The organism is Ralstonia nicotianae (assembly GCF_018243235.1).
Lineage (GTDB): Bacteria > Pseudomonadota > Gammaproteobacteria > Burkholderiales > Burkholderiaceae > Ralstonia > Ralstonia nicotianae.
Map to the genome: position 1 here is coordinate 1,557,532 of NZ_CP046674.1, position 14,841 is coordinate 1,572,372.

A 14,841-nucleotide genomic window follows, 5' to 3' on the forward strand; every position below is an offset into this window, starting at 1 on the left:
AATGGTGCGGCGCCGCATCCTAACGGAGAACCGGAGTGAAGTCTCGACCATTCTCAAGAAAATTCACCTGTGTCGCAAAACGTGAACACTCCCGGTGTAGCGGGGGGATTCCGGGACGCATCCGGGCAAAAAAAACCGCCGTACAGGACGGCGGTTCGTGTGATGGCAGCCGCGCCGCTCACTCGTTCAGCTTGGTGATCTTCGTGCCCTCGACCGAGGCCCCGGCCATCAGGCCCGCATTGGTCAGCACGAAGCCGATCACCGGTTGCTGGGCCGTGTTGGTATCCACCGCGCCATTGGCGCCAATCTTGGCGAGCGCCACGGTGGCGTCGACGCCGGCGGTCCAGCCCTGGCTGGCGCGGAATTTGTTCAGCGCCTCGTCCGTCATGAACAGGATGATGAGCGCTCGCGACTGGGCGCCGGCCTGGAAGCCGATCGAAGCGGAGGCGATGTTGTAGTAACCCAGCGGACGGCTGCCGCTGCGCAGTACGCCTTCGCCGTACTGCCCCCCGATCACAAAGCCGGCATTGAGCACCGACGGGAACACCAGCACGCCCTTGGCGCGCGAGACCAGCTCGCGCGAGCCGTCGGCGGTGCTGTACAGGCGCGACAGCGTGGAGTCCGCTTGCGAGTTGGTGGTGGCGTGCTTGTTGGTGGACGTCATCACGTCCGAGCCCTGCGCGCTCGGGCTGGTGGTCGTGCAGGCCGCGATCTGTGTGCCCAGCAGCGCGGCAGCGGCGAGGGTGGCGGCGGTACGACGGCTGAGAAGCTTCTTGTCCATGGCGATCGGTCTCTCTGTGGTGAAAGGGGGCGACGCGGCCACGCGATGACAGCCAGCGGCGGATGCCATGCCATCGGTAACGGGTGTCATTTACCCGGCAGCAAGCGGTGTGCCCGCCATACGAGACGCCGTGGCCATGCGCCTAGTTCCTGACATTAGACGAGATTTGTGCCCCCGGTAGCGCTTTTTCGCGCCGGCCTGCGCCAGCGCAAGCCGGGCCGGCATCACGCGCTTGTTTTGCGCGCGCAATGGAAAAAACCGGCCGAAGCCGGTCTTCCTGTCTTTCCTGCGCGGCGAGCGGCGGTCAGATCCAGATGATCAGCGCCACCCCGCCGATGATCAGTCCGAACTTCACCACGTAGTAGACCTTGCGGTTCCATGCCTTGAAGCGGCGGCGGTATTGGCCCATCAGCCAGACATAGCGGAACAGCTTGTTGATGCCGCCGGTTTGGTCGCCTTCATCGTTGGGCGAGCTGGCGGCCGTCATCACCTTGCGGCCGAGCCACTTGTTGACGCGCTGTGCCCAGCCGTACTTCATCGGGCGCTCGATGTCGCAGAAGAGGATCAGGCGGTCCTTGTCGCTGGTGTTCTGTGCCCAGTGCAGGTAGGTCTCGTCGAACACCACGCCTTGACCATCGCGCCAGCTGTGGCGCTGGCCGTCGACCTCGATGAAGCAGCGGTCGTCGTTGGGCGTGGCCAGGCCCAGGTGGTAGCGCAGTGAGCCCGCGAACGGATCGCGGTGCGGGTTGAGCTTGCCGCCCGGCGGCAGCTCGGCAAACATGGCCGCCTTCACGCTCGGCAGCTCGCGCAGCAGGGCCACCGTCTTCGGGCACAGCTGCTCGGCGGACGGGTGGTTGGCTTCATACCACTTCAGGTAGAAGCGCTTCCAGCCATTCTTGAAGAAGGAGTTGAAGCCGGCGTCGTCGTTCTTTTCCGCAGCCTTGATCTTGCGCAGGTTGGTCAGGGCGAGTGCCTCGTCGCGGATCTGCGGCCAGGCAGCCTGCAGCTTCTGCAGGTCGGGGAAGTGGTCGACCGGCACGTACGGCGTCTGCGGCACGCCCGAGAAGGCGTACATGAAGCAGTTGACCGGAGCCACCACGGCGGAGTGGTCCAGCATCTGGCGCCAGAATTTCAGGCGCACCTTGCCACGAAAGTGTACGTACAGGATGGAGCCCAGGTACAGGGCCACGAGAATCCATTTGATCAAGGCGAGTTCCTTGCCGCGCTTGGGCGGTCAGCGATGGGCGCAACGATTGCGCGCGGACCGCTATTTTACCCGGTGCGTGGTGACGCGGCGTTGATCCAGGGCAACCTGTTACAGGTGGCTTATTTTGTTGAGATTTTATTGAGGTTTTATCAGCGAAAAATAAAGGGGAAGAAAGCTCCACAGATGTAACCGTCTGTTTCCACGAGGCCCGAGGGGCTTTACAATTCGCTTTCTTCGCCTGGCGTCGTTCTTGTGTCGGGCGCCCCCCGGAGAAAGACCATGGACGCCAACAAGCCGGCCGATCCGTCCCACGAGATGTCAACGATCGGTATGTTGCAAGGCCGTAATGAAATGTTGGAGGAGTCCATCCGCCGTGCGCAGGAGACGCTGAGCGCGGTGTCGGCCCAGGTGACGCGGCAATTGCCGCTGCTCAACCAGAACGTCGAGCGCTTCGTCGAGACGGAGGGCATGCCGTTCCACGAGGCGCAGACCCTGGCCAAGCGGCATATGCGCGGGGAGGCCGTATCCTCGGCCAGCGTGGCGCGTGCGTTCGCGGCGCTGCTGGAGCAGATCGAGGCGCTCGAGGCCGACCAGGCCGCGCGCCGTCGCGTGCAGCAGCAGTGGATGGTGAGCCAGCTCACCTACAAGATGCTGTACCTGCACCACACCACCCAGAATCCGGCGCTGTCGGCCCCCGCGCTGCGGGCGCAGAAGGGCCGGGTGCGGGCACGGGTGCTGGCCCTGCTGGACGCAGGGCGCTCATACGACGACATCCGCATGGCCGACCTGCGTTTCGAGGACGACGCAGGCGAAGCCTGAGACGCCGTTCATTCTTCGTCGTCTTCAGGCTCCGAATCGAGGAAATCGCGGCGCGTCAGCCAGTCGGCGATGGCATCGTCGCAGGCCTTCTTCAGCTTGGCCTTGCTGTCGACCCTGTCGAACAGCGTGAAATTCATCAGTGCCAGACCCAGGTCGGTGATATAGAACATCCTCTTGGGGTTGTCGAAATGGACGATGCGACCATCGATGTCGCCGTCCTCTTCCGGCTCGGCGGGCATATCCTCCAGTTCGACCACGCGGCAGGTGAAGCGCGGCGCGCGGGTATGCGTCAGGTATTCGAACTCGTCGTGCGACACCTCGCCGGACGGTGTGACGGCAATGGCGAATCCCCAGATGAAGCGTGGGGTCGGCAGATCCGACAGCTCGTCGATTTCATCCATCCTTTACTCTCCGGTTCTGATGGCGGCTTTAGATAACGGCGCATTATCGCGCGACGCGCGTGGCACGGAAAGCTCCAGCGGCGTAGACAGCGGTGGGGTGCCGCAGTGACCGATCCCCGCGTGCAACGGGTTGCCATGGGGCTGGCGGCTCGAAACCGCTTCGATGCGCTCACGTTGCGGCCCTGGATCGTCGCCGGGCAGGCGGTGGGCTGGCTTGACGCCGAGCGTGCCGCGCTGCTGGCGCGCTGGCCGCAGTGGTTCGAGGTCGGCGCAGATCGGGTCGGCCTGTGCGATACGCTGGATACCGCCGCCGCACGCACGGCCGCGCTGGAGGAGGTGATCGCGCGCCTGGCGGACGAAGGACACATCCGCGGCTGGCGCGACGAGCGCTTCATCGTCGATACCGGCTGGGGCACGCCGCCGCTGGCCTTGATCGAGCGCGCCGCCGCGCGTTTTTTCGGCATCCGCACCTATGCCGCGCACATGAACGGCATCATCGACGTATCCGAGGCCACGCTGTGGCTGGCTCGGCGGGCCGAGTCCAAGCCGATCGACCCCGGCATGTGGGACAGCCTCGTCGCCGGCGGCATCGGCCACGGCTTCGATGCGCGCAGCGCGCTCGAGAAGGAATGCTGGGAAGAGGCCGGCATCCGCGCCGGTCTGGTCGCTGGGCTGGTGGAGCGCGGCACGCTCGACGTGCTGCGCGCTGTGCCGGAGGGTATCCAGAACGAAACCCTGTTCGTCTTCGACCTGACGCTGCCGGCGGACTTCCTGCCCGTCAACCAGGACGGCGAGGTCGTCGGCCACCTGCGCGCGAACGTCGACACGGCCCTTGATATCATGGCGGACTGCGCGATGACGGTGGATGCCACGCTCGTCACCCTCGATGCCCTGCAGCGCCTTGTGCCGCAGCGCTTCGCGCCCGACAACAATCGATAAACGCTTGATGAGTCACTCCGGTTTCATTCTCACGCTGTCCTGTCCGGACCAGCCCGGCATCGTCCACGCCGTGTCCGGCCTGCTGTTCGAGCAGGGCTGCAACATCCTCGACTCCGACCAGTTCGGCGACGAGTTCACGGGCCGCTTCTTCATGCGGGTGCATTTCGTGCCGCAGGGCCAGCCGCTGGACCTGCAGGCGCTGCGCGAGCGCTTCGCGCCCATCGGCGAGCGCTTCTCGATGCAGTGGGGCATGTTCGATGCCGCGGTCAAGCCGCGCGTGATGATCCTGGTCTCGAAGATCGGCCATTGCCTGAACGATCTGCTGTTCCGCGCGCGCGCAGGCCAGTTGCCGATCGAGATCGCGGCCATCGTCTCCAACCACCGCGATTTTTACCAACTGGCTGCTTCCTACGACGTGCCGTTCCTGCATCTGCCGCTGCTCAAGGGCACCGATGCGCAGAAGGCCCAGCAGGAAGCGCGCATCCGGGAAATCATCGAAGAGCAGCGGATCGACCTGGTCGTGCTCGCGCGCTACATGCAGATCCTGTCGGACGACCTGTGCCGCCAGCTCGAAGGCCGCGCCATCAACATCCACCACTCGTTCCTGCCGAGCTTCAAGGGCGCCAAGCCCTACTACCAGGCGCACGAGCGGGGCGTGAAGCTGATCGGCGCGACGGCGCACTATGTCACGGCCGAACTGGACGAGGGCCCCATCATCGAGCAGGAGATCGAGCGGGTGGACCACAGCATGGACCCCGAGCAGCTCACCGCCGTGGGCCGCGACGTGGAGTGCGTGGCGCTGGCCCGCGCCGTGAAGTGGCACGCCGAGCACCGAATCCTGCTGAACGGCCACAAGACCGTCGTCTTCAAGTAACCGACACGGAGCGCGCGATGCGACAGATCGTCCTCGATACCGAAACCACCGGCCTGAATGCCGCCACCGGCGACCGCGTGATCGAAATCGGCTGCGTGGAGCTGGTCAACCGGCGGCTGACCGGCCGCAACCTGCATTTCTACCTCAACCCCGAGCGCGAGATCGACGCCGGCGCCATGGCGGTGCACGGCATTACCAACGAGTTCGTCGCCGACAAGCCCAAGTTCGCCGAGGTCGTCGACGAGATCCGGGACTACGTGCAGGGCGCCGAGGCGATCATCCATAACGCCGCGTTCGACCTGGGCTTCCTCGACATGGAGTTCAAGCGGTTGGGGCTGCCGCTGTTCCGCGAGCATCTGGCCGGCCACATCGACACGCTGCTCGATGCGCGCCGGATGTTCCCCGGCAAGCGCAACTCGCTGGACGCGCTGTGCGACCGCCTCGGCGTGAGCAACGCCCACCGTACGCTGCACGGCGCCTTGCTGGACGCGGAACTGCTGGCCGAAGTCTATCTGGCCATGACGCGCGGCCAGAACACGCTGGTGATCGACATGTTGGAGAGCGGCGAGACGGCCGCCGCCGAGGCCGCCGTGATCGACCTGAGCGGCCTGGAGCTGCCGATCCTGCTGGCAACCGAAGCGGAAGCCGCGGCGCACGCGACCGTGCTCAAGGAGATCGACAAGGCCAGCGGCGGCAAGACGGTCTGGCTCCGGGAAGCTCCGGAGGCCGCGCCGCAGGCTGGCTGATGAAAAAAATGCAGCAGGGGCTTTACACGGTCCCTGCCTTTTGCCATAATCACGTTTTCACCGCACACGGGTGGTTAGCTCAGCGGTAGAGCACTGCCTTCACACGGCAGGGGTCACAGGTTCAATCCCTGTACCACCCACCAAATTCACTTCCGACGAGCTCCGTCGAAGTCCAAAAACCCGCGATAGCTCAAGGCTTCGCGGGTTTTTTCTTTCCTGAAATGTCCTATAAGGTGCATTGACAGCCGGGGGCAAGTGGGGGCAACTTTGGGGGCAAGTGCTCATCCTTCACGGAGAGTTGCCCCCATGCCTCTCACCGATACCGCAATCCGCAATGCCAAGCCATCTGAAAAGCCAGTCAGGCTGTTCGACGGCGGTGGCTTATACATTGAGGTCTCGCCCTCTGGGGGCAAGTGGTGGCGGTTGAAGTACCGCTTCGCCGGCAAGGAAAAGCGGTTGTCCCTTGGGGTGTATCCCGAAGTCGGCCTGAAGGAGGCGCGAGACAGGCGCGAGGATGCAAAGCGGCTGCTGGCTGATGGCGTTGATCCCTCGGTTGAACGCAGGGTCCAGAAGGTGGCCACGGTTGAGCGGGCGGCAAACAGCTTCGAGGCGGTAGCCCGTGAGTGGCACGCCAAGTACGCGCCGGGCTGGTCCGAGAGCAATGCCAAGAAGGTGTTGGCCCGCTTGGAGAACGACGTGTTCCCGGTATTGTTGTTCCCGACCAGAACGAAGACCGGCCGCGATAATAGCTTTGCTGTCATCCGTATGCGGCGCAGCGAGTTCTTGGCGCTTCGTTGGCAGGACGTCGAATTACAGGACCGCTTTGTAAGACTCCACGACACGAAAAATGGTGATGCCCGTGAGGTGCCGCTGTCCACCCGAGCAGCGTCCATGCTGGCCGGGCTTCCTCGACACATTTCGGGCCAAGTGTTCCCCGTCAGTGCGGACGCCGTGAAAAAGTCGTATAGCACGCGCTGCGGTCCGAATCAGCGTTGTACGGTCGTATGCGCCATCGGCAAACAGGTGTTTCACGCCCGGCCAGCTTCGCCTCGCGTTCTCGATGTTCTTTTTTTCGACATCCCGCCTTTACATCACCCTTGCAGGGAATTTTCAAACGGGCGCTAAGCGGGCGCTGTTCAGGATTTGCCGGCATGCCCATCGGGAATCCCCACGCACGCAGCGCAGAAGCCGACACGACATCCATCAATGCGCAACCCATCAATAAGATCTCGGTCTAGAAAACGCACGCTGCGCTGGTCCGGATTGCCGCCGGGCCCGATTACGGGTAACAGTCGAAAACCACCGGTGGACGTGACGCCAATTTGCACGTGGTCGCCAGTGTGCGCAACAGCGTGACAGCTGCCCGAATACAAGCGCATCGAATCGGCCGAAGCCGGGGCCATTGCGGACCCATGCGCATTGCTCAGGCTGCGGCAAGCGAGAATGCTGCGCAATTGCAGGCGATCTGATCAGGATGAGTGATATTGAAATTCATGGGATGGGAAAAGGTGATTCTATTTTGTGGATGGAAAAGATCAAGAAATGTGGTTTCACTTTAGATGTGAGTGGTGCTAATTTCGCGCCAACTTGGAAAAGGCGGCACGAAGCGGTGGTGCGTTGCGATCACTGGATTTGATTAAATAAAAGGATGGAGATCGTAAAGATCGTTCAAATAAGCAAAATGGCGGGTATTATCGGCGGAATTGCTAATGCGGGTGAATGGCCTTGCTTTATACATGGCTTTTGTCTAGCTTATGAGCACGTTGGCCGGAAACCCCTGGATATAAGGGTTTCCGGGTGAAACGCACACTCCCGCACTTCACCCGATCGCTGGTGGAGAAGGAAGCCGATGCGTGACCAGGCCCCCAATCCCAGGAGGACATATGAGCACTGCAACTCATACACTCACGGATGCCAGGGCGGCGTGGCGTACCCATGCGATGCTGCGGGCCATGTCGGCCGACTATCTCCTGAGGGAGCAGTTCGCGACCGACCCCATTCAGGTCTACTGCGATTACGTGGCGCCCGGTCGGGAGGTGGGGCAGAAGGCGGATGCCGCCAGCCAGCTGATCTTCTCGGTGTTCTCCAGCCCGCATCTGCGCCGCTGGATTGGCGACTACGCTCGCCGGCTCGGTGGTCGGGTCCCCAGCCGGCACGTGTTCGCCCGGGAGTTCGCCGGCGCGGTCGCTGCCTCGCGCGATCCGCTGGTAGCCCTGGCGCTCGTGCGCGGCGCGGCAGTGGGCGAAGGGCATTTCGAGCTGCAGGCCGATTTCTTTCGTGCTGTGCTGGCGGCGATGAGCCGCGGGGGATTCAGCGCATCGGGCACGGAGATGAGCCCCGGCGTCACCGCCACGGAGATGAGTCCGGGCGGCCCGGCTACGGAGCACAGCCTCGGCGCGGCCAGCCTGGTCGGGCGGGTCGCCGCGGAGGTCGCCAACGCTGCGCGTTTCGCCGCTGAGCTTCAGCGGCTGGCGGCGGCGGCCGGTACGGAAATGAGCCCCGGTGGCGGTACGGAGCAGAGCCCGGGGGGCGGCACCGAGATGAGTCCCGGCGTTCAGCGTCTGGCACAGGCGCTGAACGCCGCAACCCAGCGGGCGGTGCGTTTCGGCGAGCTGCTTCTGCGCGCCCACGATGGAACCGAGATGAGCCCGGGCACGGCCACCGAGATGTCTCCCGGAGCGGCGCGGCTCTCGGAGCGGCTGGTCGCCGAGGTCGGGGTCGCGGCGCGCCTGGCCGCTTCCATCGTCGCGGCCGAAGGTACCGAGATGAGTCCGGGCGGCGCGACGGAGCAGAGCCCCGGCATCGGTACCGAAAAGAGTCCCGGCGCCGAGAAAGGCCTCGAGGCCCTGACCGCCGTGCTGCGTCGCGCCGAGCTGTTCGGCGTGGAGCTCTTGCGTGCGGCCGAGGGGACGGAGATGTCGCCGGGAACGGCAACCGATATGAGTCCCGGCATCACCGCCACGGAGATCAGCCCTGGTATCGCGAACCTCGGCATCGCCGAGCGCCTGGCGGCCGAGCTGACCAGCGCGGCCCGCTTCAGCTCGGAGATTTCCCGCATGGAGGCGGGCACGGAGATGAGCCCCGGAGGCGGCACGGAACAGAGCCCCGGCGGGACCGAGATGAGCCCCGGCGCGCTGCGGCTGGCCGAAGGGCTCGCCCGTGCCGTGCTGAGCGCTCAGCGCCTGAGCCAGCTCCTGGTGCGCGCCGAGGATGGCACCGAGATGAGCCCGGGTGTCACCGCCACGGAAATGAGTCCGGGCGCCGCGACGGCGACGGAAATGAGCCCCGGCGCTCGGCTGTCGGCGCGGCTGGCCGCGGAGATCGAGATCGCGGCGCGGTTCTCCAATGCCCTGCTGAGGGCGAGGTCCGACGGAACGGAGATGAGTCCCGGCGGCGGCACCGAACGTAGCCCGGGCGGCGGCACCGAGATGAGCCCCGGCGCCTCGAACTGGGCCGAGACGCTGACCGCCTCGCTGCGCCGCGCCCAGCTTTTCCTGGGCGAGCTCGTCCGGAGCGCCGAGGGGACCGACATGAGCCCCGGCGGCGGCACGGGCACGAACATCAGTCCTGGCGGTGGTACGGGTACGAATGTCAGCCCTGGCGGCGGAACCGAGGTCACGCCCGGCGCGATCTTCGGCGGCATCTGGGGCGTGCAGTTGCCTGCCCATGTGGCGACGGCCCTGGGTCCGCTGGTTCAGTACGCCGTTGCCCTGCGGCAGCAGGGCGCCTTGGCCGCCAGCGGTCTGGAGGTCGGATGAGCCTTGCAGCGGTCGCCCTCGCAGGATCCGCCGCCGCGCTCGGCGCCGACGCGGGCGAGCCGCGGCGACGTCGGGTGCTGGAGCTGGTCCGCCGCGGCCGGACACAGGAAGCCGCAGCGCTCTGCCTGGCTGTGCTGGACGAAGAGCCGGACGGCCAGCAGTGGCTCGGCGATGAGGTCGTCGCGGCCATGGAGCAGGCAGCCCTCGGCTTCGCCGGCGATCTGGCGACGATCCTGACGGGACTCGAGCGGGGCAGCGCGTGGCACCCGGCGTGGCTGGGCGGCCGTACACGCCCGATTGCCAACGCGCGCCTGTCGGTGGGCAAGCTGCGCCACGACATCGATCAGTTCGAGCACTTGCGCCGCCGGGGCATCGATGCCCCACTGGACTCGATCATCGCGGACTACAAGGCCGCGCTGGCAAGGCTGTCCGGTCTGGGCATCGCCCGGGCACCGCTGACCGACGAGGACGAGCGTACGGTCGGGCGCGCCTTCGGGCGGCTGGTTCACGTTGCCGATGCGCCGCGGGTCGCGCGCGCGCTCTCGCCATCGTGGCACCCGGGGCAGGTCCAGCGCCGCTACCTGGAACACCGCCCCAACGTGGTGGTCATCGACGATTTCCTGACGGACGAGGCCCTCCGGGGCCTGCTCCGCTTCTGCCAGGACTCCACGATCTGGGCCGGCAACCGCTATGCCCACGGCCGGTTGAGCACGCTGTTCTTCACCGGCTTCAACGCACCGCTGGTGCTGCAGATTGCCGAGGAGATTCGCGACGCCTTTCCGCTGCTCATCGGCGAGCGCCACCCCTTGCGGCAGCTCTGGGCGTTCAAGAACACCGAAGTCCTGCCGGGCGACTCCACGGTTCACGCCGATTTTGCGGCCATCAACGTCAATTTCTGGATCACGCCGGAGGCGGCGAACCTTGATCCGGACTCGGGCGGCATGGTCGTGTACGACCTCGAGGCGCCGCTCTCCTGGGGCTTCCGGCAATACAACGAGCGGCCGGACCTGATCCGTGAACTGATGGCGCTGCATCGGCCCCGGGCCATCCGCATTCCCTACCGCCAGAACCGTGCGATCCTCTTCAACTCCGACCTCTTTCACGGCACCGAGGCGGTCTGCTTCCGGCCGGACTACCTGAGCCACCGGATCAACGTGACGATGCTCTACGGCGATCGCCGCCTGGACGAGCACCACGCCGAGCCAGAATCCGCGCGGGACGCACCGGCGGACCTGGGCGCCGCCTGGCGTTCGGCCGCACTCGCGCACCGGAGGCGCTGACATGACCGACCTGCCGAACGACCTGCCGAGCTACTCATACCAGGGCCAGGACCTGTTCGTGACGGATGTCCTGGGCCATCAGGTCGGCGGCTATTTCCTGGATTCCGGCGCCTCCAACGGACGCAAGGGCAGCAACACCTGGCTGCTCGAGAGCCGATACGGCTGGAGCGGAATCTGCGTGGAGCCCAACGCGGAGGCCTTTCGCCAGCTGAGGGCCAACCGCGGCTGCGTCTGCCTGGACTGCTGCCTCTACGACCGCGACGGAGCGGTCGATTTCCTGGAAGCGGCCGGCGTCTACGGCGGGATCATGGAAGCGTACGACCCGCGGCACCTCTCGTTCACGCGCCGGATGCTGGGCGGGCGCTGGCCGGAAGGGGCGCCGGCGCCGACGGTGAGCAAGGCCGCTCGCACGATACGCTCGGTGCTGCGAAGCGCGGGCGCGCCCAGGACGATCGACTACTGGAGCCTCGACACGGAAGGCTCTGAGCTCGCGCTGCTGAAGAGCTTTCCGTTCGACGAATACCGGGTGCGGGTGCTGACCGTGGAGCACAACAATGGTCCGATCCGCGCGCCGATCCGCGGTTTCCTGGAGGCGCGCGGCTATGTGCGGGCCAGGGACCTGGGCATCGACGACGGCTATGTCCTGGCGGATGACGCCGGGGGCGCGGCCGTGGATCCGGCCTGGCGCAGCGCTGTCTGGCGCCGCCGCCTCGGGCCGGGACGCTGAGGTGTGAGGGCAGGCATGGTTCCGGAACTCGCCCGGCGCAGGTTCATGATCGTTCCGGCGCTCATCGACGAGCGATGGGCGGGGATGCTCTATTACGTCCTGCTGCTGCGGAACTGGCGGGGCGAGGCCAAGCGCGACCGCCAATCGCCGACGGCCGACAGCCATTGGGGCGACGCTACCCTGGATGCCACGCTGCTGGCTCTGAAGTCCGGCATCGAGCAGGTGTGCGGCTGCTGGCTTCTGCCCACCTACGCCTACGCCCGGCTCTACTTCCACGGAGACGATCTGGCGCGTCATCGCGACCGGGCTGCCTGCCAGATCGCGGCGACGATTCATCTGGGCTCCAGCGATGGCCACGCGCCGCCGATCTGGTTCGAGCCCGACGTTGCCGTCGCCCAGCGGCCGGGCGATGCGGTCGTCTATCTTGGCGACAGCATCGACCACTGGCGCGAGCCGTTCGGCGGCGAGAACTTTGGCCAGCTGTTCCTGAACTACGTCTTCGCCGACGGCGAGCGGGCCGGGCTGCTCCACGACGGGCGGCGCAACGCGTTTCCGCCATCGCTCTCGCCCCGGCCGGCGGCGGCCATGCCGGGGTGCGTCCGATGAGCTCGATTGCTTTGCACCAGGGCGGACTGCTGGTCGCCGACGGCCTGCTGGGCGCAAACGCCCTTGCCGCCCTGCGCGACCACGTTGCCCAGAGCGACTACCATGGCGTGCACGGGCAGAAGTGGGATCGGGTATGGCGGCTGTGGGACGGCAATCCTCAGCGCGGGCCGTCGGTCTATTACGACCCCGACGGCCGCTTCGACTGGAAGGGCCCGGCCTATCCGACCGGCACGGTCGTCGACCAGTTGATCGACGCGGTCAGGACCCTGTCGGCGCTGCACCCGGATGTGGCCGGCGCCGAGTGCGTCGACTGGGCCGGGATTTACCTCTGTCCCTGGCTGTACCCCGTGGGGAGCGCACTCTCGCTGCACCAGGATGCGGCCAGGTACACCGGGTCTTTCGCATTCTTCCTGCATGCGCGGTGGCGGCTGCATTGGGGCGGCGAGCTCTTCGTCTATCCACCCGCCAGTCCGGCGGGGCTGGCGGCTTCGCCGGCGCTTGGAGGCGACCTGCCCTGGATTTCGGACGACGGCCCGGACGAGGCCATGATCTCCGACGTTGCGCTCGCGATTGCGCCCAGCCCCAATCGACTGGTGCTGCTGGGCGAGGATCGGCCGCACCGCGTGGCGCGGGTCGACCAGAACGCCGGTGCCCATGTGCGTGTCAGCATCGCCGGTTTCTTCCTGCGCGCGCCGTGACCGACACGCAGCCGATCGTCACGCTCGGCGACGGGGCACGGATGCCCCAGCTCGGGCTGGGCCTCTGGCGCACGCCGGCCGGGGAGACCGCCGGGCTCGTGCGGACGGCCATCGAGGCCGGCTATCGGCTGGTCGACACCGCCGCCGCGTACGGCAACGAGCGCGGGGTCGGCGAAGGCGTGCGCGCGGCTGGGGCGGAGCCCGCGGTCTTCGTCACCACGAAGCTCTGGAACGAGGACCAGGGCTACGACCGCACCCTGCGCGCCTTCGATGAAAGCCTGCGATGCCTGGGACTACCCGCCATCGACCTCTACCTGATCCACTGGCCCGCACCCTCACGGGGGCGCTATGTCGAAAGCTGGCGGGCACTGATCCGGCTCAGGGACGAGGGGCGGGCGCGTTCGATCGGGGTGTCGAACTTCGGCGCCAAGCACTTGGCGCGGATCATCGGTGAGACCGGCGAAGCCCCCGCGGTGAACCAGATCGAGCTGCATCCGCGGTTTCAGCAGCGCGCGCTGCGCGCCTTCCACGCGCGCCACGGCGTGCGGACGGAATCGTGGAGCCCGCTGGGCCAAGGCGGGCTCCTGCACGACCTCACCGTCCGGGAGATCGCCGCCCGCCATGGCAAGACGCCGGCCCAGGTCGTCATACGCTGGCACTTGGACAACGGGCTGATCGTGATCCCGAAGTCCGCGCACCCGGACCGGATCCGCGAGAACATCGCTGTTTTCGACTTCTGCCTGACGCCGGCGGACCAGGCCGCGATTGCGGGCCTCGATCGCGCGGATGGCCGTATCGGGCCCGATCCCGTGGCGGCCGGCTTCTAGTGTCCTGTTCCGTTAATACATGGCATATGTATTGCGTTGGCGTTTGGTATCGTTTGGACAGGAGATACCGACATGCCAATGGGGCGACCGAAGGCCGATCTGGTCCTGAGCGAGGATGAGCGTGCGCAACTGAGTTCGATGGCGCGCTCGCGCTCCATTCCTGCAGCGCTCTCGATGCGCGCGCGCATCGTGCTCGCGGCGGCCGATGGTGCGCCCAACAGTGAGATCGCCGAGCGGCTGCAACTGACCCGAGCCACTGCCGGCAAGTGGCGGCGCCGCTTCATCGAACGACGCATCAACGGGCTGTACGACGAATTGCGACCTGGTAAGCCGCGCAGCATCGATGACGAGCGCGTGGCTGATCTGATCAACAAGACGCTGCATACTAAACCCGCCAACGGGGCCACGCACTGGAGTGTGCGCAGCATCGCGGCCGAGACTGCGATCTCGCCCACGAGCGTTCATCGCTACTTCAAGCTTCTGGGACTGCAGCCACATCGTACCGAGTCGTTCAAGCTGTCCACCGATCCATTCTTCATCGAGAAGCTGCGCGATGTGGTTGGGCTGTACCTGAACCCGCCCGAGAACGCGCTGGTGCTGTGCGTGGATGAGAAAAGCCAGTGCCAAGCGCTGGAGCGCACGCAGCCGCTGCTGCCGATGGGTTTCGGCTACGTCGAAGGCGTCACCCACGACTACGTGCGGCATGGGACCACGACCTTGTTCGCGGCCTTGAACGTCCTCAATGGCGCCGTCCTGGCCGAGTGCAAGCCGCGCCATCGGCATCAGGAGTTCCTGGCGTTCCTGCGCTCCATCGACAAGGCCGTCCCGGCCGAGCTGGATGTGCATTGCATTGTCGACAACTACGCCAGCCACAAGCACCCGAAGGTCAAGGCCTGGCTGGCCGCCCGGCCGCGCTGGCACATGCATTTCATCCCGACCTACAGCTCCTGGCTGAACCAGGTCGAGCGCTTCTTCTCAATCATCACCGACAAAGCCATTCGTCGCGGCTCGTTCGCCTCGGTCAAGGAGTTGGTCGTGAAGATCGATCACTTCGTCACTCGCTACAACCAAAGCTGCAAACCATTCATGTGGACTGCCACCGCTGACTCGATCCTCACCAAGCTCAACAGACTTTGTGAACGAATCAGTGGAACAGGACACTAGCCAGTCCGGCGCAG

At 65.9% G+C, this 14,841-nt stretch carries 16 protein-coding genes, 1 tRNA gene and 1 pseudogene; 15 read left to right on the forward strand and 3 right to left on the reverse strand.

The genetic code is table 11. The features are described from left to right. Positions 1 to 178: 178 nt before the first annotated feature. Positions 179 to 781 carry a BPSL1445 family SYLF domain-containing lipoprotein gene (locus GO999_RS07205; RefSeq protein ID WP_011001815.1) on the reverse strand — a complete coding sequence of 201 codons (603 nt, stop codon included), beginning with the start codon at positions 779 to 781 and terminating at the stop codon, positions 179 to 181. A gap of 304 nt (positions 782 to 1,085) precedes the next feature. Further along, on the reverse strand, positions 1,086 to 1,988 hold the full coding sequence (gene lpxO, locus GO999_RS07210) for a lipid A hydroxylase LpxO (protein WP_011001814.1): 903 nt from the start codon (positions 1,986 to 1,988) through the stop codon (positions 1,086 to 1,088). Between the two features lie 279 nt (positions 1,989 to 2,267). Here lpxO and GO999_RS07215 point away from each other — a divergent pair, with 279 nt between their 5' ends. Then, positions 2,268 to 2,807, forward strand: a complete 540-nt coding sequence (locus GO999_RS07215) for a hypothetical protein (protein ID WP_011001813.1) — start codon at positions 2,268 to 2,270, stop codon at positions 2,805 to 2,807. A gap of 8 nt (positions 2,808 to 2,815) precedes the next feature. Here the strand turns inward: GO999_RS07215 and GO999_RS07220 are convergent, their stop codons facing one another. After that, positions 2,816 to 3,208 (reverse strand): hypothetical protein, encoded by a 393-nt coding sequence (locus tag GO999_RS07220; RefSeq protein WP_011001812.1) that lies wholly within the window; start codon positions 3,206 to 3,208, stop codon positions 2,816 to 2,818. A gap of 135 nt (positions 3,209 to 3,343) precedes the next feature. Here GO999_RS07220 and GO999_RS07225 point away from each other — a divergent pair, with 135 nt between their 5' ends. The 14 genes and pseudogenes from GO999_RS07225 (at position 3,344) to GO999_RS07285 (ending at position 14,827) form a co-directional block, all read left to right on the forward strand. Next, positions 3,344 to 4,147, forward strand: a complete 804-nt coding sequence (locus GO999_RS07225) for an NUDIX hydrolase (RefSeq protein ID WP_211906769.1) — start codon at positions 3,344 to 3,346, stop codon at positions 4,145 to 4,147. A gap of 7 nt (positions 4,148 to 4,154) precedes the next feature. Beyond that, positions 4,155 to 5,021 (forward strand): formyltetrahydrofolate deformylase, encoded by an 867-nt coding sequence (gene purU / locus GO999_RS07230; protein ID WP_011001810.1) that lies wholly within the window; start codon positions 4,155 to 4,157, stop codon positions 5,019 to 5,021. Between the two features lie 17 nt (positions 5,022 to 5,038). Then, positions 5,039 to 5,767, forward strand: coding sequence for a DNA polymerase III subunit epsilon (gene dnaQ, locus GO999_RS07235; protein WP_028853056.1), 729 nt, complete (start codon positions 5,039 to 5,041; stop codon positions 5,765 to 5,767). Between the two features lie 68 nt (positions 5,768 to 5,835). Further along, positions 5,836 to 5,910: transfer RNA gene (locus tag GO999_RS07240), tRNA-Val, on the forward strand. Positions 5,911 to 6,073: 163 nt separating this feature from the next. Continuing rightward, positions 6,074 to 6,478: pseudogene (locus GO999_RS24635) on the forward strand (tyrosine-type recombinase/integrase); the annotation flags it as partial. Next, entirely contained in the window at positions 6,464 to 6,892 is a 429-nt protein-coding gene (locus GO999_RS24640; RefSeq protein WP_408004888.1) for a tyrosine-type recombinase/integrase, read from the forward strand. The pseudogene GO999_RS24635 and the gene GO999_RS24640, both read left to right, overlap by 15 nt. A gap of 349 nt (positions 6,893 to 7,241) precedes the next feature. Continuing rightward, a complete protein-coding gene (locus GO999_RS07250) occupies positions 7,242 to 7,403 on the forward strand; it encodes a hypothetical protein (protein ID WP_211906702.1) in 162 nt (53 codons plus the stop codon). A gap of 247 nt (positions 7,404 to 7,650) precedes the next feature. Further along, positions 7,651 to 9,525: a hemagglutinin gene (locus GO999_RS07255; protein WP_231675924.1), complete on the forward strand. Its 1,875-nt coding sequence runs from the start codon at positions 7,651 to 7,653 to the stop codon at positions 9,523 to 9,525. After that, a complete protein-coding gene (locus GO999_RS07260) occupies positions 9,522 to 10,805 on the forward strand; it encodes a hypothetical protein (RefSeq protein ID WP_064477802.1) in 1,284 nt (427 codons plus the stop codon). The genes GO999_RS07255 and GO999_RS07260 overlap by 4 nt, the downstream gene beginning before the upstream one ends. Before the next feature lies 1 nt (position 10,806). Beyond that, on the forward strand, positions 10,807 to 11,532 hold the full coding sequence (locus GO999_RS07265; protein ID WP_211906703.1) for an FkbM family methyltransferase: 726 nt from the start codon (positions 10,807 to 10,809) through the stop codon (positions 11,530 to 11,532). A gap of 15 nt (positions 11,533 to 11,547) precedes the next feature. Continuing rightward, complete coding sequence (locus GO999_RS07270) at positions 11,548 to 12,138, forward strand: hypothetical protein (protein WP_038961846.1); 591 nt, start codon at positions 11,548 to 11,550, stop codon at positions 12,136 to 12,138. Then, complete coding sequence (locus GO999_RS07275; RefSeq protein ID WP_167798247.1) at positions 12,135 to 12,836, forward strand: 2OG-Fe(II) oxygenase; 702 nt, start codon at positions 12,135 to 12,137, stop codon at positions 12,834 to 12,836. Before GO999_RS07270 ends, GO999_RS07275 begins: the two co-directional genes overlap by 4 nt. Further along, on the forward strand, positions 12,833 to 13,663 hold the full coding sequence (locus GO999_RS07280) for an aldo/keto reductase (protein ID WP_211906704.1): 831 nt from the start codon (positions 12,833 to 12,835) through the stop codon (positions 13,661 to 13,663). Before GO999_RS07275 ends, GO999_RS07280 begins: the two co-directional genes overlap by 4 nt. Before the next feature lie 72 nt (positions 13,664 to 13,735). Then, on the forward strand, positions 13,736 to 14,827 hold the full coding sequence (locus GO999_RS07285; RefSeq protein WP_211906158.1) for an IS630 family transposase: 1,092 nt from the start codon (positions 13,736 to 13,738) through the stop codon (positions 14,825 to 14,827). Positions 14,828 to 14,841: the final 14 nt, after the last annotated feature.

Coding starts and splice junctions, on each gene's coding strand:
- purU (WP_011001810.1), top strand. CDS start 4,155: ATGAGTCACTCCGGTTTCATTCTCACGCTGTCCTGTCCGGACCAGCCC.
- GO999_RS07205 (WP_011001815.1), bottom strand. CDS start 781: ATGGACAAGAAGCTTCTCAGCCGTCGTACCGCCGCCACCCTCGCCGCT.
- GO999_RS07250 (WP_211906702.1), top strand. CDS start 7,242: ATGAGTGATATTGAAATTCATGGGATGGGAAAAGGTGATTCTATTTTG.
- dnaQ (WP_028853056.1), top strand. CDS start 5,039: ATGCGACAGATCGTCCTCGATACCGAAACCACCGGCCTGAATGCCGCC.
- GO999_RS07265 (WP_211906703.1), top strand. CDS start 10,807: ATGACCGACCTGCCGAACGACCTGCCGAGCTACTCATACCAGGGCCAG.
- GO999_RS07260 (WP_064477802.1), top strand. CDS start 9,522: ATGAGCCTTGCAGCGGTCGCCCTCGCAGGATCCGCCGCCGCGCTCGGC.
- GO999_RS07225 (WP_211906769.1), top strand. CDS start 3,344: ATGGGGCTGGCGGCTCGAAACCGCTTCGATGCGCTCACGTTGCGGCCC.
- GO999_RS07285 (WP_211906158.1), top strand. CDS start 13,736: ATGCCAATGGGGCGACCGAAGGCCGATCTGGTCCTGAGCGAGGATGAG.
- GO999_RS07215 (WP_011001813.1), top strand. CDS start 2,268: ATGGACGCCAACAAGCCGGCCGATCCGTCCCACGAGATGTCAACGATC.
- GO999_RS07275 (WP_167798247.1), top strand. CDS start 12,135: ATGAGCTCGATTGCTTTGCACCAGGGCGGACTGCTGGTCGCCGACGGC.
- GO999_RS07220 (WP_011001812.1), bottom strand. CDS start 3,208: ATGGATGAAATCGACGAGCTGTCGGATCTGCCGACCCCACGCTTCATC.
- GO999_RS07255 (WP_231675924.1), top strand. CDS start 7,651: ATGAGCACTGCAACTCATACACTCACGGATGCCAGGGCGGCGTGGCGT.
- GO999_RS07270 (WP_038961846.1), top strand. CDS start 11,548: ATGGTTCCGGAACTCGCCCGGCGCAGGTTCATGATCGTTCCGGCGCTC.